Here is a 23,938-nt window from a genome sequence, read left to right on the forward strand (position 1 = left end):
TGGCTCCGGTCGCTCCAGTAGCACCTGTATCTCCAGTAGCGCCGGTCGCTCCTGTTCCTGTTGCCCCTGTGGCACCCGTATCTCCTGTGGCTCCGGTCGCTCCGGTTGCGCCTGTATCTCCAGTAGCACCGGTCGCTCCTGTTCCTGTTGCTCCCGTGGCACCCGTATCTCCTGTGGCTCCGGTCGCTCCAGTAGCACCTGTATCTCCAGTAGCGCCGGTCGCTCCTGTTCCTGTTGCCCCTGTGGCACCCGTATCTCCTGTGGCTCCGGTCGCTCCGGTTGCGCCTGTATCTCCAGTAGCGCCAGTCGCTCCTGTTCCTGTTGCTCCTGTGGCACCCGTATCTCCTGTGGCTCCGGTCGCTCCAGTTGCGCCTGTATCTCCTGTTGCTCCTGTTCCTGTTGCTCCGGTTGCACCCGTATCTCCTGTCGCACCCGCAGCGGCTAGAAGCGTATAATCTGGTGATGTATCCGGTGTACCCGTTGGTGATGCTGTGTTTGCAAGATACGTTCCACCTTCATATGTCACTACTTGACCCAATGGATATCCTGGTGCCGCTGCCGCATCAAAAGGAACGACTCCAGTTAGACCTACACCAGTGGCTCCTGTTGCACCCGTCGGACCTGGATCTCCGGTGACACCTGTTGGTCCTGTACCTGTTGCGCCCGCAGCTGCTAAAAGCGTATAATCCGGCGATGTATCAGGCGTACCTGTTGGTGGTGCTGAATTTACCACATACGTACTGCCATCATATGTCACCACTTGACCTACTGGATACGCCGGGGCTACCGCTGGATCAAATGCTACAACCCCTGTTAACCCAACGCCTGTTGGGCCTTGTGGACCTGCCGGGCCGGCTGGACCCGCTGGGCCTACTGGACCCACTGGACCCGCCGGACCTGCTGGGCCTCTCCTTCCTCTTCCCCCTGGCGGTCCTTGAATGACACACACACAAGGATCTTTTCCGCAGCATGGATTTTTTACTGGTTTCCTTTGTTTGTCTGATTTACCTTTCTTACAACTATCACATTCCCAGCCATCATCCTTATACGCATCATACCAGCTTCCTTTTTGGTAGTGGTCTGTCGAATGAGTTGGGTATATCTTTCCGCATTGTCTACATTTTCTCATAGAATCACCCCAATCCATCGTATTCATCATGATCGATAAAGGTGTATGTACAATTTTATTTTTATCAAAAAATTTGAAAGGCCTTGCACTCTACGTGCAAGGACCTCTCTCCATCGTTAAAATGTCATCGTCATTTTTAAATCTTTTCCTACCATACTATATTCAATATCCGCTGGACGGATCGCCTTTTTTAGTTTTTTCACACCTTCTCCTTCAAAAAAAGTAGGTGCATCTTTCCCTCCGATTAATAAAGGTGCCATATAGATAACAGCTTCGTTCACAAGGGATGCTTCTAAAAATGACGCACTCACACTGCCCCCTGCCTCTACAAGCACTGACATCACAGAGCGCTTCTTCAACATGTGTAACACATCCTGAAGATCTGTCCGGTGTTCTCCGCTTGTGACAAATACTTGATGACCTTTTTGTATCAACTGTTGATACTTTTGATGATCATAATCTTGTGATGTACAAATTATGGTTTCTGCCCTATGATCTGTTAAGCATTTGGCATGAAGCGGTATCCTTAATGTTGAATCTAAAATGACACGAATGGGCTGATGGTTGAATGAATCCTTTACAATTAAGCCGGCATCATCTTGAATAATCGTTTCCACTCCTGTCAGCACCGCATCTGCTTCTTGACGTAAGCGCTGCACTTCTGTTCTCGCTTCTATTCCAGTGATCCATTTGCTTTCTTGCTCAGCCGTGGCAATTTTCCCATCTATCGAAATAGCTGATTTTAAGACAACATATGGAAGGTTTGTTTGCATCAAATGAAAAAAAGGAGCATTTAAACGATCTGCTTCCTGTTTACATATCCCTTGCTCCACTTCAATTCCAGCCTTTTTCAAAAAGGCAATTCCTTTACCTGCAACAACCGGATTCGGATCTTGGGTGGCAATCAACACTTTCTTCACACCACTTTTGATGATTGCTTCGGTGCAAGGGCCTGTTTTTCCGTGATGTGTACAAGGTTCGAGTGTCACATACATGTCAGCTCCCTTCGCCTTTTCTCCTGCCATTAGCAGTGCATGAATTTCAGCATGAGGCTCGCCAGCCTTCATGTGCGCACCAATCCCAACGATCTTACCGCTCTGAACAATCACTGCACCAACAAGCGGATTGGGTGAGGTTTGTCCTTTCATCGCCTTCGCGTTGGCAATCGCCAGCTTCATATAAAAAACATCGTCTTTCATCTCGGGCTCCTTTCTTCTCTCAAGGGAAAGAACTCCTTCAGAAAATGAAGGAGTTCTATTCTCATGTGCTATACTTTCTCAAGCCGTTTCTTTTCAGATCGATCATAGTAAGGCAAGGAATAAAACAGTTTATATGATGCTCGTTGTTTACAAAAACAGCATTTGCGACATTCATATTTATTAATGAGGAGCACATGCGGACAATTGAGTACAGTCAGACCTTTTTTCATATGTTCCTTGCAAACACTTATCATGAGAATCCCCCGCTTACATTCTTTTTCTTAATGAGAGATTACTTCTTTCGGAAATTGTTCAAATAAGCGCAGTACTTCCGTATGTGTGCCATCTTCTCGAATATGATAAATACCACCGTCATATGAGCTTGCATACACATCATTTCCTAGTTGTCTAATGGCACTAATGCCATTCTTAGCAATTCGAATCGGACCTGTATTGACATCTAGCTCTGGATTCCAGACCACAATATATCCCCAATAGTCTCCGCTCACAATATAGCCAGAGTCTGTCACAGTGATGGATTTAATGGAATATTGATGCTCGTTGTGCTGATTTAAAATTCTGCCTGTATGCAAATCAAACAATCGGACGTTTTTATCACGGCTGACAATGGCAATACGATCTCTTTTGCTATCAATAAATACATCATTTAACAGCTCTGTCGCCCCGATATATTCTGCTGTTAAGGACAAACTCTTTTTATCGAGAAGACAGATGGTTCCTTCAACTGCCGCTGTGATGATATGATCTCCTTCTACCTTTAATGCTTTGACCGCGCAATCATGTGCTTTAGAACGGCCGATTTCCTTTAAGTGTTCAGTCGAAATGACATGCACATAACCGCCATAAGTGCCGATATAAAATTGACGATCCTCCTCATGGAAATACACACTATTGACAGGACCTGTGTTGAGATCAAAAGAGACCATTTGCTGCAATGACTCGTGTACAATATGCACCTGACTCGCATGATCGCCCCATGCATAATAGCTTCCATCCCGTGCAACAGCCACTCCATTTGTGAGAACACCTGTTGACTTTGCGATTTCGATTCCATTCTTTCTGAATTTTCCGTCATCTGATGCAGTGATAATATCACCCGCTTCAGTCAACGCAATATCATTAATAGAAGGTGTCGCCAATTCCTGCTCATCAGAGATCACTTTTCCTTCTTGAATTGACCATTCACAATACGTTTTCCCAAAGCTGGCTCCTAAAATGGCTTGCTCGTCTTCTGTCCAAACAAGCGAGCGCTCCCATTGATATTTATGAGGCAGCAACGTATCAATTAATTCACCGGTTTCATAATTCCACAGCTTAATTAAATGGTCATAACCCGCTGTGAGCAAGTAGTTACCGCTCGGCGAAAAGTTTACACGTTTCACACCTTGTAAATGAGCTTTAATGATTTTTTTCTCCTGTAATGTAGCGGCATCATAAATGATGACCGTGCCATCGTCTCTACCAAAGGCGAATACTTCTTTTTGATTGCTGCCGCTGATGGTATCCAGCTCATAATCAAACGGGCCAATTTCACCTACAATTTCTCCTGTTTCATAGAGCCATACAAGGACATAGCCATCGTCACCAGTTGTATAAGCTTTATCCTCATGAATCCATACAGCTAATACATCCTTGCTATGTCCATGAAATTCTCTTAAAATGGCTCCCGTTTCAATATCCCAAACTAAGCATCTTCTGTCTCTGGACACTGATACAAGAAGCGTATCCTGCTTTGCAAATGCGACAGCTTCCACATCATCCGCATGACCATATAGCGTACGAATTCTTGTATGTGTGCCAGTATCATATAATTGAATGGTATAGTCTGACGATGCACTCGCTAAATACGTTCCATTTTCCGAAAGGGATAAAGAGTTGATGATATGCTCGTGACTGCCAATGAATGTTCCTTCTCCCGTGGCACGGTCCCATTTATAAATACAGCGATCATAGCCACCTGTGTAGACAATTTGGTCATGCTGAGTTGATAAAACGGATGTAATCGGTCCTCTATGCATGGTTTTACACTCCCACCTTTATATGTTGTTTTTGACGAGTAACTACACGAAAACCAGTAAATCGAAAAACAGGGTCTGGGTGTTTACCGTGTCTTCTTGCGACTCTGCATAAATCTCCGCCTCTTGCGAAGGAGCCACCTTTTAAAATGTAGTAATCACTGCCGAGTGTCTCGGTTAAATCATCTACAACCTCAATTCCGCCTTCATATATGTGATACTTGGTGTTGACCCATTCTTCGACATTGCCACCCATATCATATAGTCCAAATAGAGATCTTCCTTTTTCGTAATGACGGACAGGTGTCGTTTTTTCAATATTTGATTCGTGTGTATTACAGTAAGAGGGGTTAAACTCATCTCCCCAAGGATATTGATGTCTCGTATTGCCCCGGGCAGCATATTCCCATTCTTCCTCAGTAGGAATCGATACCTCATATCCAAGCTTCCCGCTCAGCCACTGACAAAATGAGAAAGCTTCCTCGATGTCCATGCCCCAAGCTGGATGGTCTTTTCCCCCGCCAAGTTCTAGGTTCGTCAAGCTCTCTGGATAAGGCTTTCCTGTCTCGTCGCAATAGCTTTGATACCATTCATTGGTGACGACCGTATCTGAGATGAAAAATTCACTCATATACGGCTGATAAGATGGAAATTCTTTGTACAGCCATTTTTGAAATTTTTTCTCACGGCCATAGGCTGGATTCAGAAGTTTGTCCTTCCAAAATTCTGATGCCTTTTTCATATCTTCTTCATTACTTCCAATCGTCGCATAGCCGCTTGGGATTTGAATCCAATTGATATCAGGTTTCACGCTTTTCTCCCGCCTTCTTTAAATAAACTCATCTACTGATTAATTAATTTCTTCTCATCGACCATATGCCCTGATGCTGCTTTTGCCTTTAAATACGCCTCATTATAGAGAGAGGCTTCTACCGTATGATCAAACCGTAAAACCGGAAGACCGTAAGCAGCAATGGAATCGACTTTATCTGGATTATTGGTTAAGAGATGCAATGGTTTCCCTTTGTTTAAATAGTGCAAGACAGCCGCTGCTTCCTCGTAATGCCGATCATCATCTCCGCAGCCGATCAACCTGTTCGCCTCAAATGTATCCAGTTTCATTTCCTGTAATTTATACGTGAAGGCTTTGGCCATTAGCCCAATAGAGCGCCCTTCTTGATTGGCCATATACACAAGCATGCCTTTTCCGTAATCGGTGATTTTTTTTAGCGATGATGCAAGCTGTGGACCGCAATCACATTTCAGTGACCCAAACACATCCCCTGTTTGGCAGACACTATGAATTCGCACAAGCGGCGGCACTTCATTTTCAAAGTCGCCAAAAAGGAGACAAGAGGAAAATGTTTGCTGCTCGGTACTCATTTGTACAATAGACTCAACCGTTGGCGTTGTATCAGCTTCTACAGACGCAAAGGCATACCATGTAAACTGCACTTCTTCATGTTCAATAGAGATCGGCAGGTTCACTGGCCCCACGAGCAAATAGTGTTTTTCTTGAAATGTAAAATGATGAATCATTGATTGTAGTTCAGCTACAAACTTGTTCATTTGTCTCCCCCTATTCATCACTGCACCCCATTGAACTCTCTCAGCGCAGTGATGGCGTGATGAATATGTGTATGCACTCCCTTTGCACCCTGAGCACCGGTTCCAGCTAGAATCATGGCTCAGGAGAAATTTCCTGACATACTGGCTGAATAGATGTGCGATGCCAATCATCCATCAGTACCTTTCATAAAGACTCTTTTTAGACTGTCACTTGTCCAGTACAAAGGAGCAGAAATCGAGCTTCATACGCTGTATTCTCTGTAAGAGAGCAACACCATTTGATGATTCTTGAATGGAAACTGACATGCTCTTTCTCTAAAAGAATATCTCTGCTAGCTTCGAGCTGCTTTCTCCTTTACTAGAAGCTCTGGTCCTTCAAATGCACGTCATCCGGTTGTACCCTTTGATTGGATGAATAGTCCGTACTTCAATTCAGCTACATTGATTGAAGCACTCGCCTAGGTATGCACCAAGAACCATCACATCAAACATCGCGTTTATCCTCCTTTGCACTAGATTTTGACAGCAATGACATGATGCTGGCTGATCCCAGCCTTCGCTTGTAATGGTGTAATCGAAACGAGCTCAAGCCCTGATGTACAAATCTTTTCTCCAAGCTGAGTATCTGAGAATGAAAAATGGAAGCGTCCATCTTCTCCGATTAAGCCTGTTTTCCACTCTTCTCCCCATACAACAAGGGAAAACACACCACCTTCATGAAGCAGCGAGGAAATCTGCTTTAAGTATCGTTCGTGGTCATCAGGGTGCTGATGGTGAAAGCAGCCATGATCTAAAATCAAATCAAACGTCAGCTCGCGCCCTTGATCCATTGACCAAGACATAAAATCTTGATGATAAAAATGGACAGGAACCTCTTTTCTCTTCTTCAATCCTTGCCATTCCTCATGCTCATAAAGGTCAATGCCGGTATATGCCGACAGTCCTTGTAAATGTTCAAGAGCCCGTCCATTCCCGCAGCCGATATCCAGCACAGAAGCAAGTGCATCCTTTTCCCTGGAACGCCATGCCTTGAGAGACATCACAGCAGCGTCTGTTAATGATGGATCAGTAGACCACATATCTGTTCTTTGCTCATAGTGTTCTTGAAAAGCCATGCGCATTTTCTCTAAATACAACCCGCTGTCTTCATGATACAAAGCCTTTTTCATCACTTGACCTCCTTCAATTCACAATCACCTTTCCTAACAAAGGTGGTTTTCAAGCAAAAAGCCTTATGATAAAATGAAAGATGGATTTTTTAGGAAATCTGTTTTCTGAAAAAGGAGAGAAGCATCCCACATGTCACTCTTCTTTTTCAGCACTCATCTTCACATACAACCACAGCCATTCAACTATTACAGCGCCTCAGTTTGTTATACATTTTCTTCATATGGGTTCACCTCCTTAACAGCGCTAGGAAAGCGCTTTCTTTATGATGATCCTCTGAATATTACCATTGAGAAGTAGGCATAGTAGAAAAACGAATCTACCGTTCTAAGCTATCTATCATTCATTTCTTTTTGTCTAATAGATATTTCTTCAGTATCGCTTTGCCCCAGAAGTGCTCTTCCTTAGGTCTTAATGCATCATCATTTACAGAATTGATCCTGAAATCCACCTATCAAAAATTTAACAACTAATTCCATAATGACTTGATTAAGCCAAATATATTGTTTTTAGATTATTTTGTCAACAAATTATTTCCTAAACATTAGAATGATTTTCTAATTGAAAATACAGGTATATTTCGTGGTTTTTTGACCTTAAAACACTTATTTCTACACAAAAATACAACTTAAACCAATAGAACTAAGAAATTTATCTACTAAATTACACAAGATTTTTATTTCATTTTGAGATAAAAATAAAGATATCATAATTATTTCCCGAATGGTTTTTTGTGATATTTTCACTACTTTTTTCTTTTTTTTGATGGTATCCTTTGATATTTCTATATTTTCAATTAGACATTTTACTGTTTACCCCAATTTTTTAACCTGTCTTATTATAGTGAAAAAGACAGATGGTAGATTTTAATTATCGCAGCATGAAAAAAAGCCCCTTACAAAAGTAAGAGGCTTTCAGCGTGTAGACAAACCCTCGCATTCTTTGTCAGTCCTGCGTGCTGGTGCTCACGAATGTGAAATTCGCTCCGCGTCAGTACTCGTCCTTCCTAGACTGCAAAGATTTTCTATCACGCTGAAAAGAAGACAAAGGACTAAAATCAAGTTCATTTTAGCCCTTTGTCAAAAATCTGAAAAAAGCCCCTTACAAAAGTAAGAGGCTTTTTACGATGGCGTTTATGCCCAATTTTTCACTTTTTCATGGTCAGTCACAAAGAGAAGAACTTTTCCTTCGTCTAAATGTTCTTCAAATGTCTCAGCTTCTTCTTTTGAGAAACCAATTTCGTGAATCTTATTGCGGAGTTCATCTCCCTTTTTGCTAAAGATGTTTCCAACCGCATGCTTGAGTCCAACTTCTTTTGGACCTATCGTATTGGCATCTGCGTTGCTTGCAATACGCTCAGTTCGATCATCGTCATGGGACAGAACATAAATGTCCTCTCTTGCAACACCGAGTTGTTTTAATTGCTCCACATCTCTTTGAAGTGTTTCATCATTTGAATACTCTCTTACAACAGGTTTCATTTATTATTCCTCCTTTAACGTCTTACGAATCTTTTACCCGTCACTTTTGTCATTAAACCCTCCTCCGGCACATCCATTTTTACTCTGTGAACTTAATGCGTCTATGGACTTATTTTTGACAAAAAGACTGTAAAAATGACTAAATTTTCTGAAAAATTATATGCTTTCCTTGTCATTTGTTGTACAATTCTTATACTGGAGGCTAGAAATGGGGGGGAGCTGATGTATTATTTTTCAGCTGAGCAGCAGTTTAATGCATGGGTTGTCAGTGATTTGGTGAAACAGCTTTTTCAAAAATGGAATCCTGAAGAATCAAAAGCAAAGCCGCTTACTTTGTTTGCTGAACAGCACTTTCACATCTGCATCGATTATCTCTTTTCTATTATTATTAACATTGGAGATATCGAGTCAATCGAACAAGATCCACAAGACCTGTTGTCCTCATATTTAAATATCCTTTTTCCTTTTGTGACGCACGATATGATGAAAGCCTCCATGCAAAATGCAAATGAATATTTATTAAAAGAACGTGATGCGGATGAGTATCAACTGTTTGGTTGTCTCCCGCCGCTCCTTTCTGTCTCTCTTCAAAAAAAGTAGTCCCCTTCTTTTAGATGGTGGCTGCTTTTTTGTATGTGCTTGGAAAAGACCGTATGTTTTGAACGAAAAGAAGCATCATGTTAATGTAAATCTAGGTTGCAAGTGAAAGGGAGGATTTGACATGAGTCAACAAAAACAAATTCAATTAGCAAAACGTCCAAAAGGGTTACCTACTAAAGATGTTTTTCATTTTGAAACAGTTGATATACCAACGCCGCAAGATGGCGAAGTCTTGATTAAAACGAAATATGTGTCTGTAGATCCTTACATGAGAGGACGAATGCAAGATACAAAATCCTATACACCTCCGTTCAAGCTGAATGAAGTCATTCAAGGTGGAGTGGTCGGAGAAGTCGTCGAGTCCAAATCTCCTCAATTTGAGAAAGGTGATTTTGTACTTGGATTCCTTGGCTGGCAGGAATATTCTACTGCCAAAGCAGAGTCTCTGACAAAAATTGATCCATCCATTGCGCCGTTATCTTATTACTTAGGGATTTTGGGCATGCCAGGACAAACCGCCTATTTTGGACTTCTTGCGATTGGTCAGCCAAAAGAAGGCGAAACGGTTGTCATTTCTGGAGCCGCAGGTGCCGTTGGTTCTGTTGTCGGACAGATTGCTAAAATCAAAGGTGCCCACGTCGTTGGAATTGCCGGATCCGATGATAAGCTGGCTTATTTAAAAGAACTGGGCTTTGATGAAACCATTAATTATAAAACAACCAATGATTTAGATGACGCCATTGCAAAAGCCTGTCCAAACGGTGTCGATGTGTATTTTGACAATGTGGGCGGCGAAATCTCTGATGCTGTGATGAATCATTTGAACCGTTTTGCACGTATTCCAGTCTGCGGCGCCATTTCTTCTTATAACATTAGTGCAAGCGAAGACATTGGCCCTCGTGTGCAAACAAAACTCATTAAAACAAGTGCATTGATGCAGGGCTTCATTGTTGCCAACTACTCTGATCGCTTTGAAGAGGCAGCAAAAGATCTCGCACAATGGGTAAAAGAAGACAAACTGACTTACAAAGAAACCATTATCGAAGGCTTTGACAACATTCCTGATGCATTCCTTGGACTATTCAAAGGGGAAAATGTCGGAAAACAACTTGTCAAAATTTCATAACAAAAAAGGACCCTGCCAATTATGGAGGGTCCTTTTATTATGCCTGCTTGGGCGCAAGGTGCAGCTGGCCTTGCTTATACACAATTTCTTCAAGCGAAAGATTCAGCTTTTTCGCCATTTTTTTCAGCATTGATTGCTCTTGAGGTGTGACAAGACTGATGACTGCGCCTTCTTTTCCTGCGCGTCCGGTTCTACCTGAACGGTGGATGTAACCCTCTTCATTTGGCATATCTGCATGAATCACATATGGCAGATCATCAATATCGATTCCTCTTGCTGCAATATCTGTTGCAAGGAGGAGCGGGAATTCACGCTGTTCAAATGCCTTTAAGATGACAGCACGCTCTGCTTTTTTCGCTTCACTGTGAAGCACACCAAGGTCGACATGGTGATACGCTAATTTTTCTGCATAAATGCTCAAATTCGTAATATCTCGCACAAAGACAAGTGCCTGCATGTCCTCAAGCCGTGATAGCTTTTGCAGTAATTTCACCTTGTCGCGCTGATCACATAACAGGTAATAATGCCCTACCTTCTGCGCTTCTTCTTGGCTTCTGCTAATTCTCAATACCTCTGGTTCAGATGCAATGTCTTTGATCAGCTGAACGGTTTCTTCTTTCAATGTTGCAGAAAAACAAAGGATTTGTCTTTCTTTTAATGTGGATTTAATGATCGCTTGGATCGTTTTCATATGCTCTGGGACAAGAAGTTGATCTGCTTCGTCTAATACAATCGTTTTGACTTCGTGCATTTTCAGTTTCTTGATTTTGATTAACTCTTGTACGCGACCCGGTGTCGCCACCACGATATTCGGGTGTTTTTTTAGCTTTTCCTGCTGCTTCTTGATATTTGCCCCGCCTATTAAGGAAATAGCTTTGATGTCTGAACCTTGTTTGAACTCTTGCACGACATCAAAAATTTGCATCACAAGCTCTCTTGAAGGTGCCAAGATTAAGACTTGCGGATGTTTGATAGTCACATCAATTTTATTTAAAAGCGGCAGAACATACGCAAGTGTCTTCCCTGTTCCAGTCGGTGATTCTGCGATCACATCGCGTTTTTCCGTAATCCACTCTGCTGTTTGTTCTTGTATCGCTGTTGGCTTCTCAAAGCCAGCCGCTTCAAAGTTCTTTTGAATAAATGGCTTTGCTTCTTTAAAAAATGCCCAATTTTCCGTCATGTTGATCTCCTTTATCCTCATTCAATCTATCCTTAAGTATCTCAAAATCAGCTTTGAAACGCAATTTTTCTTTTGATGCTTTTATCGAGCCGGACAGTTCGATATAATCATGAGAGGCACTAGCCGTTTTGAATCTATTTGAGGTGTAAAAAATGATATTATCTGTTAAAGATTTAAGTCATGGCTTTGGCGACAGAGCCATTTTCCACGAAGTCTCCTTCCGGTTATTAAAAGGCGAGCATGTCGGCTTGATCGGCGCCAACGGTGAAGGAAAGTCAACGTTTATGAATATTATTACTGGCAAGCTTGAGCCAGATGCAGGAAAAGTCGAATGGGCAAAAAATGTCCGTGTCGGCTACCTCGATCAGCATACCGTGCTTGAAAAAGGAAGAACCATTCGTGAAGTCCTTCAAGATGCATTCCATTATTTATTCTCAATGGAAGCCGCAATGAATGACATTTACGAAAAAATGGGTGAAGCAGATCCTGATGAGCTAGAAAAGCTTTTAGAAGAAGTAGGCGTCATTCAGGATGCCCTGACGAACAATGATTTTTATATCATTGATTCCAAGGTAGAGGAAATTGCAAGAGGTCTTGGGTTAACAGATCTCGGGCTCGATCGTGATGTGACAGAGCTGAGCGGCGGACAGCGTACAAAAGTACTGCTTGCGAAATTGCTGTTAGAGAAGCCTGAAATTCTTCTTCTTGACGAGCCGACCAACTATTTAGATGAACAGCATATTGAGTGGCTGAAGCGCTATTTGCAGGAATATGAAAATGCATTTATCCTCATTTCACATGATATCCCGTTCCTAAACAGTGTCATTAACTTGATTTATCATGTCGAAAATCAAGAACTCACGCGATACGTTGGTGATTATGATCAATTTAAACAAGTATACGAAGTGAAAAAGCAGCAGCTAGAAGCAGCGTATAAAAGGCAGCAGCAAGAAGTGGCTGAACTAAAGGATTTTGTCGCAAGAAACAAAGCACGTGTCAGCACTCGAAATATGGCGATGTCTCGTCAAAAGAAACTGGATAAGATGGATATGATTGAACTGGCGGCCGAAAAGCCAAAACCAGAATTCCACTTTAAACCGGCACGTACGTCTGGGAAACTGATTTTTGAAACGAAAGATTTAGTCATCGGTTATGATGAACCGCTCTCCCGCCCATTGAATTTGAAAATGGAACGTGGTCAAAAAATTGCGTTATACGGTGCCAACGGTATCGGAAAAACGACACTGCTCCGAAGCTTGCTTGGAGAAATCTCCCCCATTTCTGGTGAGGTGGAACGCGGAGAATTCCTGCATATTGGTTACTTTGAACAAGAAGTAAAAGAGCAAAACAGCAACACTTGTATCGAAGAGGTGTGGAGCACCTTCCCATCGTACACACAATATGAAGTCAGAGCCGCCCTTGCCAAATGCGGTTTAACGACAAAACATATTGAAAGCCGTGTGTCTGTTTTAAGTGGTGGTGAAAAAGCGAAGGTCCGCCTTTGTAAGCTGATCAATGAAGAAACCAACCTACTTGTTCTCGATGAGCCGACAAACCACTTGGATGTCGATGCAAAAGAAGAATTAAAGCGCGCATTAAAAGAATATAAAGGTAGCGTCCTATTGATTTCCCACGAACCTGAATTTTATCAAGATGTGGCCACTGAAACTTGGAATTGCGAATCCTGGACAACCAAAGTATTATAAAGACAAAAAAGCCTTATATCGTTTGCAGATATAAGGCTTTTTTCTATTAATGACCTGCCTGGATATTCACCAAATGCTTACGGCCAAGAAGCAGGATGACCAATCCTAAGAGAACAACAGCCGCCCCTACATAATAAGGGGTGCTTGCTGTGTAAGTTTCAGCGAGTACTCCTGCAATCCAAGGCGCAATCGCACCACCAATAAATCGTACAGCACTGTATGAGGATGATGCAATTGAACGCTCAACAGGAGCTGATCCCATCACAGCCGTCGTCAGCACCGTATTGATCATGCCGAGAATTCCCCCAGCAATGACAATACCGCAAATGACCACGACCACATGTGATGTCCATATTCCAATGCCGAATAAAATCACAGCAAACGAAGCGAAGAGAACAACAAGAGCTGTTAATGTACCCAATTTGCGATGAATGACCGGCGCTGAGAAGACAGATGTCACAGCCAAAAATAATCCCCATCCAAAAAAGACATAGCCAAGACCATGCTCATCAAGATGAAGCACAAATGGCGAATAAGCTAGAAGAACAAAGAATCCAAAGTTATATAAGAAAGCAGCAGATGCCATCGTTAAAAGCCCCTTATATTTCAAGGCTCCAACAGCTTCAAATAACTTCACCTTTTTCTGCGGCTTTTGCATCGGTGGAAGCATAAACGTAATGGCTAAAAGAGCAACGAGCATTAACACTGCCACACCAAAGAATGGCCCGCGCCAAGAGATCGTCCCAAGCTCTCCGCCAAGCAGCGGTCCAACCGAAATCCCAAGACCTAGTGCAGCCTCGTATAAAATAATGGCCTTCGCACTTCCTCCAACAGACACGCCGACAATGACAGAGAGAGCCGTTGAAATGAATAAGGCATTCCCAATGCCCCATCCGCCTCTAAAGCCGATTAATTCATTAATCGTTGAAGAGGTACCCCCTAAAGCAGAAAAGACAATAATAAAAATAAGTCCGATTAATAACGTCCATTTCGCACCAATCCGACTAGAAATAAAACCGGTAAAAAACATCACAAAGCCAGTCACAAGTAAGTAGCTCGTAAACAAAAGAGAGACCTGACTTGGAGATGCATCTAATTGTGATGCAATGGCTGGCAAAATCGGGTCTACAAGCCCTATGCCCATAAATGAAATCACACAAGCAAAGGCCACCGCCCAGACGGCCTTTGGCTGTCTAAGCAGACTTGTACGCTGTTTCAATACTTCTTCTTCCTTCATTCCATCAGAACCTTTCCTACAGTTGTTTAACAAAATAAAATAAACACGCTGAGGTGTTTATTTTTGTAATTGCTCAATCGCATGAGCCGCTCTATCTTTCATCGTTTCAAGATCCTTTTTAAAGGCTTGAATCGTTTCAAGCTTTTTTGTAATCAATTGATGCTGCACAGTTAGCTGCGCCTCAATATCTAACAGTTTTTCTAATCGTTCCTTAGGATCAAGTGACAGCAAGTAGCCTTCTTTATTCAGCTCAAGCTGTTTTCCGATTTCCATAAACGATTGAAGCTCTTGTAAAGAAAAGCCAAGTACTTCTTTGGCCTGCATTACTTTCTCCAGTTCTTCCATGTCATCCTCTGAGTAAAGTCTGACTCCGCCCTCTGTCCGCTTTGGTGCTGATAATAAACCAATCTCTTCATAGAAACGAATGGTCCGTTTCGTCAGACCGCTTCTTTTCGCCACTTGATCAATTTTCATCCATTCCATCACCAGTGCCTCCTGCTCATCAATTCATGTTTTATTATACACCTTTGTGACCTTAACGTAAACGTTAATGTTTGATCACTTGATTTCTATTGTGGTTTGATGCAGAATAAATAGGAATCATTACGTTTTAAAGGAGGTACCATATGTGTTCATTTCCATCCAAAAAAGAACGACACGCACAATTCGGTTCTGTCCCGCCAAGCGCTAGAACAAAACCTAGTCAAAAAGAGGACATGATAGACATCCAACAAACCGAACAGGACTTTTATTTTGATCTGGAACAGGTCGGAATTTGCCGTGTGTCGTACCCTGTACATATTTTGTCTAAAACGACTCCACAGCACCAAACCGCTTCCGCTGATTTTACGCTGAGTACATATTTGCCAGCTCATCAAAAAGGCATTCATATGAGCCGTCTCACCGAGCAGCTTCACTCATTTTATGAGAGCGGAAAGCCAGTTGATGTGGATTCCTTAAAAGAATTGACGGCACAGCTTGCCAAGCAAATGAATCAGCCATCTGCCTCGATTCAAGTTTCCTTTCCGTGGTACATGGAAAAAAAGAGTCCCATCAGCAGAAAGTCCGGTTTGATGCATGCAGACGTGCAATACGACATCCACTTTCATGAAGAAAACGGATGGATTTGTCATATTGGCTGCACTGCTCAGGTGACAACGTTATGTCCTTGTTCAAAAGAAATCAGTGAATACGGCGCACATAATCAGCGTGGCACTGTATCGATTCAGGTAGAGCTGTTTGAACAAGGTCAACTCCCTGACGACATGAAAGCAGATCTACTGCGGATCATCGAGTCTAATGCGAGTGCGCCCCTTTACCCTGTACTCAAAAGACCAGATGAAAAACAAGTGACAGAAGAGGCCTATGAAAATCCACGTTTTGTAGAGGATGTTGCGAGGTTAATTGCAGCAGAGCTATATGAACAAAACTGGATTAAAGGCTTTCAAATTGAGTGCCGAAATGAAGAATCCATTCACCAGCACGATGCTTATGCCAAATGTTCTTATCAAAAAAAACTGTAGAATGTCTCTACAGTTTTTTTAACAGCCTTTATTTTTCATTACTTTCTAATTCCTCAATCATCATCGACAGTTCTGTCCAGCGATCCATCGCATGTTCTAATTCTTCAGCGACGGCTTTTTGCTTGTCCATCAGCTCTTGAATTTTCCCAAAATCACTGCCAGCCTCAGCAATGCTGGCTTCGAGCTGCTGGTGTTTGTCCTCTAGTGCTTGTATCCGATCTTCAATCCCATCCCATTCAAGCTGGTCCTTATAGGATAGTTTTTTCCTCTTTTTCGGTGCAGCTTCTACTGGTTTTTCAGCAGGTTTTGTCTCTGTTCGCTTCTGTTCTTTTTCTTGCTCCATGTAATCGCTGTAAGCACCTTGGAAGTGTGAAATACGTCCATTCCCTTCAAACACAAGCAGACGATGGACGACTCGGTCTAAGAAATAACGATCATGCGACACGGTGATGACTACGCCTGGGAACTGCTCCAAATAATCCTCTAAAATGCTGAGCGTCTCTGTATCAAGATCATTCGTCGGCTCATCTAAAAAGAGAACATTCGGCTCTTCCATCAATACCTTCAATAAATACAATCTGCGGCGCTCTCCCCCTGACAGCTTGCGGATAAACGTGCGCTGCATGGATCTAGGGAATAAAAATCTCTCCAGCATCTGCTCTGCTGTCACAATGACGCCATCTGCCGTTTTGACAATTTCAGCTGTTTCTTTGATGTAATCAATGATATTCAGCTCTTCATTCATTTCGTTATGGTCCTGCGTGTAATAGCCAATGCGGACTGTTTGTCCAATGGTCAATTGTCCATTCGTCGGTTCGATTTTACCCGCCAGGCAATTGAGTAAAGTCGTTTTGCCCACTCCATTCGGTCCGATAAATCCGATGCGATCCCCTGGCACGACTAAATCGCTGAACTGGTCCACAAGGGTTTGACCAGCAAATGTGATGCTGATCTCTTCTGCCTCAATCACTTGTTTTCCAAGCCGGTGAGAACCGATCGCAAAATCAAGCTCTCCTTTTGCATCAGGTCCCTTTTGATCCTTCAGCTCTTCCACTCTGCCGATACGCGCTTTTTGCTTTGTCGTTCGAGCCTTTGCCCCTCTTCTCAACCATGCTAGCTCACGTCTAAGCAGGTTTTGACGTTTCGTTTCTTTTACTTGAGCTTCTGCTTCTCGTTCCGCTCTTTTTTCTAAAAAGACTTCATAATTTCCTTTATATGTGTAAAGCTGCCCCTGATTTAATTCATAAATCCGATTGGCGACACGGTTTAAGAAATAACGATCATGGGTGACAAGAATGACAGCCCCGCTGTATTGACTCAAATATCCTTCAAGCCATTCAATGGTTGCGTTGTCTAGATGGTTTGTCGGCTCATCTAAAATCAGCAAACCCGCAGGCTGAATTAAGTTTTTGGCGATCGCCACACGCTTTTTCTGTCCGCCTGATAACGCATGAACAGATCGGCTCACATCTTTGACGCCAAGCTTTGTCAAAATCGTTTTCGCCGAAAGGTTCGCATCCCATGCGTCGTCCTGATCCATTTTATTTTGCATACGCATAAGCGCTTCTTGTTTTGCCTCGTTTTGTGGATCATGCTCTAAATCAGCCAGCGCCTTTTCATAGGCTTTCATCGTTTGAATCATTGGTGCTGTTCCTGAAAAAATATAGTCGAGAATCGTTTCATCCCCGCTCATTTCAGGATCTTGCTCGAGAAATTCGATATCAAGTGTCCCTGCCTTTGTGATGTCGCCTTCCTCAAATGATTCAAGTCCTGCAATGACTTTTAAAAGCGTTGACTTCCCTGTTCCATTCGGTCCAATTAACCCGATGCGTTCCTTTGGTTCTATATGAAAAGAGATATGATCAAACAGCGTTTTTTCGCCATAGGTTTTATATAATCCTTCTACATTCAATAAACTCATTTTATCAGCCCTTACATAGATTCTTCCTTTATTTTAAATCAGCCAGTAGCAGAAAACTAGTTTTAAAAAAACCCGCTGCTGAAAAGAATGTTTCCTTTTGATGCTCGATACACTATGAAGAGGTGATCTAAAGATGATAACCATTAGTTTATGTATGATTGTGAAAAATGAAGAGGAGGTTTTGGCTGACTGCCTGTCTTCTGTTCAAGACATTGTAGATGAGATGATCATTGTTGATACAGGATCAACGGATCAAACAAAGGACATTGCTCACTCCTTTTCAGCAAAGGTACTCGACTTTGAATGGGTCCAGCATTTTGCAAAAGCACGCAATTTCGCTTTTTCCCATGCGACAAAAGAGTATATCTTATGGCTGGATGCCGACGATGTCCTACTTGAAGAGGACCGGCAAAAACTGCTTCAGCTCAAACAGACGCTAGATCCCGCAGTAGATGCCGTCTCGATGTTTTACCACGTTGGATTTAGCGAGGACGGTCAGGTGAATTTTAAATATAGAAGAAATCGGCTCGTCAAGCGTGCCTTGAACTTTCAGTGGTATGGGGCCGTTCATGAATTCCTTCAAGTGTATGGCAACATTTTTCCCGCTGATATCGCCGTCACCCATCAAAAGCGTAAGAAAACAACCGCCGGAGAGCCTGGACGCAATCTGCGCATTTATGAAAACATGCTTGCAAAAGGCGAAGAGATGACACCTCGTGATCTCTTTTACTTCGCCAATGAATTACGAGATAACAAGCAGCATGTGAAGGCGATTCGCTTTTATCACAAATTTTTAGCCACAAAACAATGCTGGATTGAGGATGAAATTCGCACATGCCAAAATTTAGCTGACTGCTATTATGCAGTCGGTTTTGAGGAAGCCGCCTTATCCTCCTTACTGCGATCCTTCTTATATGATCAGCCCCGTCCAGAATTTTGCTGCCGGATTGGGGATCATTTCAAAGCACAAAATAAATACAAAGCGGCCATCTATTGGTATGAGCAGGCACTGAAGGCACCTGAAATCGAAACAGCCTTTACACTGACACAATATAAAACATGGTATCCTCACCTTCAGCTTTGCTATTGTTATTATCAGCTCGGTGATTTGGCTCAAGCCAAAACCCATCATCTTGCATCCTCAGCCCATTACCCAACCCATCCTAGTGTACTGTACAATGAAAAAATATTTGCTGAAGAAACGTAAATCTCCTGTTATCACATCCGCCTGTCAATGACGGCGGATGTCTTTTGATGCACATTAGACTATTGTGACATTTAATACTTTAGTGATTTAAAGCGTTTTTCAACCAATTGACTAAATTGTCATTTACGCATATACTAACATTCGTCTTACGAAAAGATTTATCCATTAGGAGGTCAACATGAGTTCTTTATTTAGAAAAAAGTCTCTCGATCAGCTCATGCTTGAAAGTCAAACGAAGCGGCTGAGCCGTTCTTTGAATACATTTGATTTAATCTTGCTTGGCATTGGCTGTGTGGTCGGGACTGGAATTTTTGTGATAACGGGGGTTGCGGCTGCGAAAGATGCGGGACCTGCGATTATTATATCTTTTATTTTGGCTGCGATCGCATGCGCCCTTGCTGCTTTTTGCTACGCTGAATTTTCCTCGTCCATTCCAGTGTCAGGAAGTGTCTATACGTATTCTTACGCAACACTTGGAGAATTCCTCGCCTTTTTAATGGGCTGGGATTTAATGCTTGAATATGTTGTTGCGCTCTCTGCTGTGGCAAGCGGATGGTCATCCTATTTTCAATCACTACTCAGTGGATTTGGTCTGCACATACCGAAGGCTTTATCGGCTGCACCCGGAGCCGCTGATGGGGCCATCTTTAACCTGCCAGGCGCACTCATTATTTTACTCATTACCTTTATTGTCTCAAGAGGCGTAAAAGAGAGCACAAAGCTGAATAACATCATTGTGCTCATCAAAATTGCCATTGTCCTCCTCTTTATCATTTCAGGCTTTGCTTACGTTAAACCTGAAAATTGGACACCTTTTATGCCAATGGGCTTCCATGGCGTGATTGCTGGAGCGGCCACTGTCTTTTTTGCTTACCTTGGATTTGATGCAATCGCTAATGCATCTGAAGAAGTCAAAAACCCGCAAAAAGCGATGCCGATCGGAATCATTGGTGCGCTCGGCGTTTGTACGATTTTATACATCGGGGTTTCATTTGTCTTAACAGGCATGGTTCACTATACGAAGCTGAATGTCAGTGACCCTGTCGCTTTTGCGCTTCAAGTGGTTGGCCTGAATAGTGTGGCAGGTATTATATCAGCAGGTGCCATTATCGGGATTACAACAGTGTTAATTGCCTTGGTCTATGCACAAGTTCGCTTAACCTTTGCGATGAGCCGAGATGGGCTCATGCCGAAAATCTTTTCAAACGTTCATCCAAAATCGAAGACACCGGTTGCCAACACTTGGCTGACAGGCGCTGTTGCGGCATGTATCGTTGGATTCGTCAACTTATCAACACTTGCTAATTTAGTCAGCATCGGTACACTTGCGGCCTTTACGGTGATCTCGATCGCTGTGATTATACTCCGGAAAAAACATCCGAATATGAAAACAGCGTTTAAAGTACCCTTTGTTCCTGTTCTTCCCATCATTAGTGCGGTCATTTGTATGATCTTGGCTGCTACACTGAAATGGGAGACATGGCGAGCCTTCCTCATCTGGGTAGCCATTGGTGTCGTTGTGTATTTTACCTATGCAAGACGCAAAAGCCACCTGAATCAAACACAATAGAAAAGAGACACGGGGAATCCCGGTCTCTTTTTTTGTTTAAATCACACTGTTTTTCACTGAATTCGAATCCACCATATCTGGATCGAGTACGCTTGAAATTGGAATGACAAGCGGTGAACAATCTCCATTGTCCTCACCAAAACCCTGGTTCAATTTCATCGAGAGAAAATAATCGATCTGCTGATAAGGTCCTAGCGTCAGTGATGCCCCCCGATCCATTGCATTGATTTTAAAAGCACCGACATTGACGACTGAGGGTGAGAATAACATCACACATCACTTCCTTGGAATAGGTTTAGCTGCTGGCGAAAAAGAGGCAGGTGAGTCCACTTGATCTCGATCATCTACATGGCTCTTTGTTCCGACAAAACCGCTGGCATCTCCAAAATTCTGTCCGTACCCCTGATTTTTTTTATCTGAGTTTTGCCACTCTGCTAACAAATTTTGTCCGACATTCACCGCCGACGCATTTTCAAAGGAATTAATTTTTAACATGAAAATATTAATATTGATATACGGAGTTGGTTGAACCACAGATAAACCTCCTTTTTATAGGTATATGCGAGCACCCATCAAGTATGTTAACAGGAGGTCTTCACATGGACTTCGAAAAAATGAAGCAGTGGATGGACATTGCCCAGCAAATGCATGGAGATGATTTTTGGAAAATGATATTCGATGATGAGCAAAGATCTCCCTTTATGGCAAATGGTCCGTCTCCCTTTACATTCTCGCAGCAAGATCAGCGAGGAACAGATGCATCGTTTCCACCAGTCGACATTGTGGAAACCCCTACTGAATTTCAGTACTTAATTTATCTGCCTGGCTACCGGAAGGAAGATGTTCAGGTGCTGTCATATGGTGAATATTTAGTTGTAAAAGGACAGCGTTTTTCCTTTTTTAACGAACAGGATTTTCGCCAAAGACAAGGAAAGTATGGTCCGTTTGAAAGAAAAATTCGGCTCCCAGATATGATTCTTGGTCAAATGAATGCGGCTTTTAAAGACGGCGTGCTATATATTCGGTTGCAAAAAGATGAAGGAAAAGCAACTGCGATTATCATAGATGACGAATATTGATACTGACTGCGTCTATTAGATCACGATCATCAATCGTTTCAATCGGCAAGATCGTGATCACGCCATCGGCATTTTGTTCACCAAAACCATTGTTTCTTTTGATCGTCGAGCAGTGATTTCGTACGATCGTCGAACCGAATGTCATCGAGGACCCTGTACCAATCGTATTCGTCTTCATATGGGTAATCTGAATGCGTGTAGGCAGCATGCACTTCTCCCCTTTCATGTATCTCTATAAGTATATACCGGGCAGCTTTTCCATAGACTAGAGCAAGGCGAAAGAAAAGGTTGTGGTCCACTTGAAACATTTCATTCAATCACTCTTTAAAAAAACCGAAGCCAGTCCATCCCTCTCTGTCGTCGAGCTGGAAAAAAGACTCACCGCTCTTGAGCAGAAAATGTCTGCACCTGCTCCGCCTGTCTCGGAGGATACGCACATTCACATTGAATCACTGCATGTGGACAAAATTGACTACCATTTAGAGTTTGGTGAGCTTTCCATTGATCAGCTTAAAGGCAGACTCAACATTGGAGCTACCTATTACACGCCAAAGGACCCGCACCTCAAAAAGGCAGCTTCAGTACCGAAGCCAAAAGAAACAAAAACACCAAAAGTCTCCATTCGATCAAAGTCTTCATCTCAGCACGACCGGAAGCCAGAAATAAACCGCAAGCACAATCGCTACAATACTGATCACATTTAGCCAAAAGCCAGCCTTGACCATATCAGATATTTTCAGCACATCTGCACTAAAGACAGCCGCATTTGGCGGTGTGGAAATTGGCAACATAAACGCACATGAGGAAGCTAACGCAGCCGCAGCCATTAAGCCGTACGGCTCCATGCCAATTGCAAGTCCAAGCCCGACTGTAATCGGAATGATCATGTTCGCAACTGCTGTATTAGACATAATTTCGGTCATAAATAAAATTGAAGCCGTTAAAATAATCAGCAGCATGAGGTAAGACAGCCCATTTAAATGCTGTAAATTTTCCCCGATCCATCCTGTTAGATTCGTTTCCGCAAATCCTGTAGCGAGCGAAAGCCCGCCTCCAAACAAAAGCAAAAGCCCCCATGGCAGCTGTTTCATATCCTGCCATTCTAGTATTCTCTCTCCATTTGTCGCAGGAATGAGAAATAACAGCATCGCCCCAAAGATTGCGATCGACGTATCCGAGACAGGAAGCCCGCCAAACAAAAAGATTTTAAAGATCCATAAAAAAGCCGTCATAAGAAAAATAGCAAAAACCCATTTTTCTTCTTGTTTCATTTTGCCTAAATCCTCTAAACCCTTCCGTATAAACGCTGCTCCCATTTCCCCTGTGTGCTCTACCTTGAACTGTATCTTGGTCAAATACAGAAATAAGAGAATAAGCAAAACAGCCGCCACCGGAAAACCAAACAAAAACCATTCAAAAAACATAATTTCTCGATCTAACAGCTTTTTTGACATCGCCGCAAAAACAGCATTTGGCACAGACCCAACGAGTGTCGCCAGTCCGCCAATAGAGGCTGAATAAGCGACCGATAATAGGATGCTTTTACTGAATCGGTCAAGAGATGCACCAGACAAAATATCGTTCGCTTTCACCTCTTTAATCACAGCCAGTGCCACCGGCAGCATCATAAGTGCTGTGGCTGCATTTGAAATCCACATAGATAAAAAGGCCGTTGCTATCATAACCCCTAATACAATGCGGTCACTTCTTGTCCCAATGATGTTTAAAATATGTAAGGCCATTCTTCTATGTAAATTCCATTTTTCAATGGCAATGGCAATCATAAATCCGCCCATGTACATAAAAACAATCGGGTCTCCATAAGCTCTTGATGTTTGCTCCATCGATAGCCCGCCAAGTGTTGGCAAAAGGATGATGGGCAATAAAGAGGTCGCCGGTATAGGCAAAGCTTCTGTGACCCACCATGTCGCAGTCCATGCTGTAATGCCAAGTACCACTCTCGCTGCATAGGTCAATTCACTTTCTGGAATGAGCAAAAAAATAAGCAAAAAGAAGATCGGTCCAAGAACAAGTCCAGTTAGATTCACTTTTTTATAAACGATCACAATTCCTCCTTCATGAAAACGCTTTTAATTTTTTCTAATTTTTCACATTCGATGATCACATAAAAAATCCTTTAAATCATAAGAAAAAATGAAGATATCCTTAAGCAGCAACTGTGTCTTGATTTCATATTTCCACTTCATA

General features: G+C 42.6%; 22 protein-coding genes and 1 pseudogene. 8 read left to right on the forward strand and 15 right to left on the reverse strand.

Translation table 11 applies throughout. The annotated features are described in order from the left end of the window. The 7 genes and pseudogenes from FBF75_RS16805 to FBF75_RS16840 all read right to left on the reverse strand — a co-directional run. A pseudogene (locus FBF75_RS16805) lies at positions 1 to 1,129 on the reverse strand (exosporium glycoprotein BclB-related protein); the annotation flags it as partial. Positions 1,130 to 1,245: 116 nt separating this feature from the next. Beyond that, positions 1,246 to 2,328, reverse strand: a complete 1,083-nt coding sequence (gene ribD, locus FBF75_RS16815; RefSeq protein WP_135226991.1) for a bifunctional diaminohydroxyphosphoribosylaminopyrimidine deaminase/5-amino-6-(5-phosphoribosylamino)uracil reductase RibD — start codon at positions 2,326 to 2,328, stop codon at positions 1,246 to 1,248. A 281-nt stretch (positions 2,329 to 2,609) separates the two neighbouring features. Next, complete coding sequence (locus tag FBF75_RS16820; RefSeq protein WP_136944970.1) at positions 2,610 to 4,367, reverse strand: WD40 repeat domain-containing protein; 1,758 nt, start codon at positions 4,365 to 4,367, stop codon at positions 2,610 to 2,612. Between the two features lie 4 nt (positions 4,368 to 4,371). After that, a complete protein-coding gene (locus FBF75_RS16825; protein ID WP_017360403.1) occupies positions 4,372 to 5,175 on the reverse strand; it encodes a formylglycine-generating enzyme family protein in 804 nt (267 codons plus the stop codon). Between the two features lie 32 nt (positions 5,176 to 5,207). Continuing rightward, entirely contained in the window at positions 5,208 to 5,933 is a 726-nt protein-coding gene (locus tag FBF75_RS16830) for a GTP cyclohydrolase II (protein ID WP_017360404.1), read from the reverse strand. A gap of 512 nt (positions 5,934 to 6,445) precedes the next feature. Then, entirely contained in the window at positions 6,446 to 7,102 is a 657-nt protein-coding gene (locus FBF75_RS16835; RefSeq protein WP_007496773.1) for a class I SAM-dependent methyltransferase, read from the reverse strand. 1,131 nt (positions 7,103 to 8,233) lie between these two features. Further along, entirely contained in the window at positions 8,234 to 8,581 is a 348-nt protein-coding gene (locus FBF75_RS16840; protein WP_007496775.1) for a YflT domain-containing protein, read from the reverse strand. Between the two features lie 222 nt (positions 8,582 to 8,803). Here FBF75_RS16840 and FBF75_RS16845 point away from each other — a divergent pair, with 222 nt between their 5' ends. Together FBF75_RS16845 and FBF75_RS16850 are read left to right on the forward strand one after the other, a co-directional pair. Next, a complete protein-coding gene (locus FBF75_RS16845; protein ID WP_017366799.1) occupies positions 8,804 to 9,181 on the forward strand; it encodes a YfmB family protein in 378 nt (125 codons plus the stop codon). Positions 9,182 to 9,302: 121 nt separating this feature from the next. Then, positions 9,303 to 10,307 carry an NADP-dependent oxidoreductase gene (locus tag FBF75_RS16850; protein ID WP_060780865.1) on the forward strand — a complete coding sequence of 335 codons (1,005 nt, stop codon included), beginning with the start codon at positions 9,303 to 9,305 and terminating at the stop codon, positions 10,305 to 10,307. A gap of 37 nt (positions 10,308 to 10,344) precedes the next feature. On the opposite strand, the gene FBF75_RS16855 is transcribed toward FBF75_RS16850, so the two are convergent. Further along, positions 10,345 to 11,487, reverse strand: a complete 1,143-nt coding sequence (locus FBF75_RS16855) for a DEAD/DEAH box helicase (RefSeq protein WP_008343190.1) — start codon at positions 11,485 to 11,487, stop codon at positions 10,345 to 10,347. A gap of 152 nt (positions 11,488 to 11,639) precedes the next feature. On the opposite strand from FBF75_RS16855, the gene FBF75_RS16860 reads away from it, so the two are divergent. Then, positions 11,640 to 13,193 carry an ABC-F family ATP-binding cassette domain-containing protein gene (locus FBF75_RS16860; RefSeq protein WP_008343192.1) on the forward strand — a complete coding sequence of 518 codons (1,554 nt, stop codon included), beginning with the start codon at positions 11,640 to 11,642 and terminating at the stop codon, positions 13,191 to 13,193. Between the two features lie 46 nt (positions 13,194 to 13,239). On the opposite strand, the gene FBF75_RS16865 is transcribed toward FBF75_RS16860, so the two are convergent. Beyond that, complete coding sequence (locus FBF75_RS16865; RefSeq protein ID WP_017360409.1) at positions 13,240 to 14,430, reverse strand: MFS transporter; 1,191 nt, start codon at positions 14,428 to 14,430, stop codon at positions 13,240 to 13,242. A 57-nt stretch (positions 14,431 to 14,487) separates the two neighbouring features. Beyond that, complete coding sequence (locus tag FBF75_RS16870) at positions 14,488 to 14,913, reverse strand: MerR family transcriptional regulator (protein WP_017360410.1); 426 nt, start codon at positions 14,911 to 14,913, stop codon at positions 14,488 to 14,490. Between the two features lie 143 nt (positions 14,914 to 15,056). On the opposite strand from FBF75_RS16870, the gene folE2 reads away from it, so the two are divergent. Beyond that, entirely contained in the window at positions 15,057 to 15,953 is an 897-nt protein-coding gene (gene folE2 / locus FBF75_RS16875; protein WP_060780863.1) for a GTP cyclohydrolase FolE2, read from the forward strand. A 28-nt stretch (positions 15,954 to 15,981) separates the two neighbouring features. Here folE2 and FBF75_RS16880 read toward each other — a convergent pair whose 3' ends face one another. After that, on the reverse strand, positions 15,982 to 17,874 hold the full coding sequence (locus tag FBF75_RS16880) for an ABC-F family ATP-binding cassette domain-containing protein (protein WP_017360412.1): 1,893 nt from the start codon (positions 17,872 to 17,874) through the stop codon (positions 15,982 to 15,984). 133 nt (positions 17,875 to 18,007) lie between these two features. Here FBF75_RS16880 and FBF75_RS16885 point away from each other — a divergent pair, with 133 nt between their 5' ends. Further along, on the forward strand, positions 18,008 to 19,081 hold the full coding sequence (locus tag FBF75_RS16885; RefSeq protein WP_017360413.1) for a tetratricopeptide repeat-containing glycosyltransferase family 2 protein: 1,074 nt from the start codon (positions 18,008 to 18,010) through the stop codon (positions 19,079 to 19,081). 178 nt (positions 19,082 to 19,259) lie between these two features. Next, the gene (bcaP, locus tag FBF75_RS16890) at positions 19,260 to 20,651 is read left to right on the forward strand and encodes a branched-chain amino acid transporter BcaP (RefSeq protein WP_008344176.1); all 1,392 of its coding nucleotides are present in this window, start codon (positions 19,260 to 19,262) and stop codon (positions 20,649 to 20,651) included. Positions 20,652 to 20,687: 36 nt separating this feature from the next. On the opposite strand, the gene FBF75_RS16895 is transcribed toward bcaP, so the two are convergent. Continuing rightward, positions 20,688 to 20,921: a hypothetical protein gene (locus FBF75_RS16895; RefSeq protein WP_008344178.1), complete on the reverse strand. Its 234-nt coding sequence runs from the start codon at positions 20,919 to 20,921 to the stop codon at positions 20,688 to 20,690. Positions 20,922 to 20,927: 6 nt separating this feature from the next. After that, positions 20,928 to 21,185: a hypothetical protein gene (locus tag FBF75_RS16900; RefSeq protein ID WP_008344180.1), complete on the reverse strand. Its 258-nt coding sequence runs from the start codon at positions 21,183 to 21,185 to the stop codon at positions 20,928 to 20,930. 65 nt (positions 21,186 to 21,250) lie between these two features. Here FBF75_RS16900 and FBF75_RS16905 point away from each other — a divergent pair, with 65 nt between their 5' ends. Then, positions 21,251 to 21,730 carry an Hsp20/alpha crystallin family protein gene (locus FBF75_RS16905; protein ID WP_017360414.1) on the forward strand — a complete coding sequence of 160 codons (480 nt, stop codon included), beginning with the start codon at positions 21,251 to 21,253 and terminating at the stop codon, positions 21,728 to 21,730. Here the strand turns inward: FBF75_RS16905 and FBF75_RS16910 are convergent. Next, positions 21,711 to 21,938 (reverse strand): hypothetical protein, encoded by a 228-nt coding sequence (locus FBF75_RS16910; RefSeq protein WP_017360415.1) that lies wholly within the window; start codon positions 21,936 to 21,938, stop codon positions 21,711 to 21,713. The genes FBF75_RS16905 and FBF75_RS16910 overlap by 20 nt on opposite strands. 82 nt (positions 21,939 to 22,020) lie before the next feature. Between FBF75_RS16910 and FBF75_RS16915 the strand changes: the two genes are divergently transcribed. Next, the gene (locus tag FBF75_RS16915) at positions 22,021 to 22,434 is read left to right on the forward strand and encodes a hypothetical protein (RefSeq protein WP_230677322.1); all 414 of its coding nucleotides are present in this window, start codon (positions 22,021 to 22,023) and stop codon (positions 22,432 to 22,434) included. On the opposite strand, the gene FBF75_RS16920 is transcribed toward FBF75_RS16915, so the two are convergent. Then, positions 22,366 to 23,796, reverse strand: a complete 1,431-nt coding sequence (locus FBF75_RS16920) for an SLC13 family permease (RefSeq protein ID WP_035391394.1) — start codon at positions 23,794 to 23,796, stop codon at positions 22,366 to 22,368. The genes FBF75_RS16915 and FBF75_RS16920 overlap by 69 nt on opposite strands. Between the last annotated feature and the right edge of the window lie 142 nt (positions 23,797 to 23,938).

It is taken from the genome of Bacillus sp. S2(2019), from assembly GCF_005144805.1.
GTDB lineage: Bacteria > Bacillota > Bacilli > Bacillales > Bacillaceae > Bacillus > Bacillus altitudinis.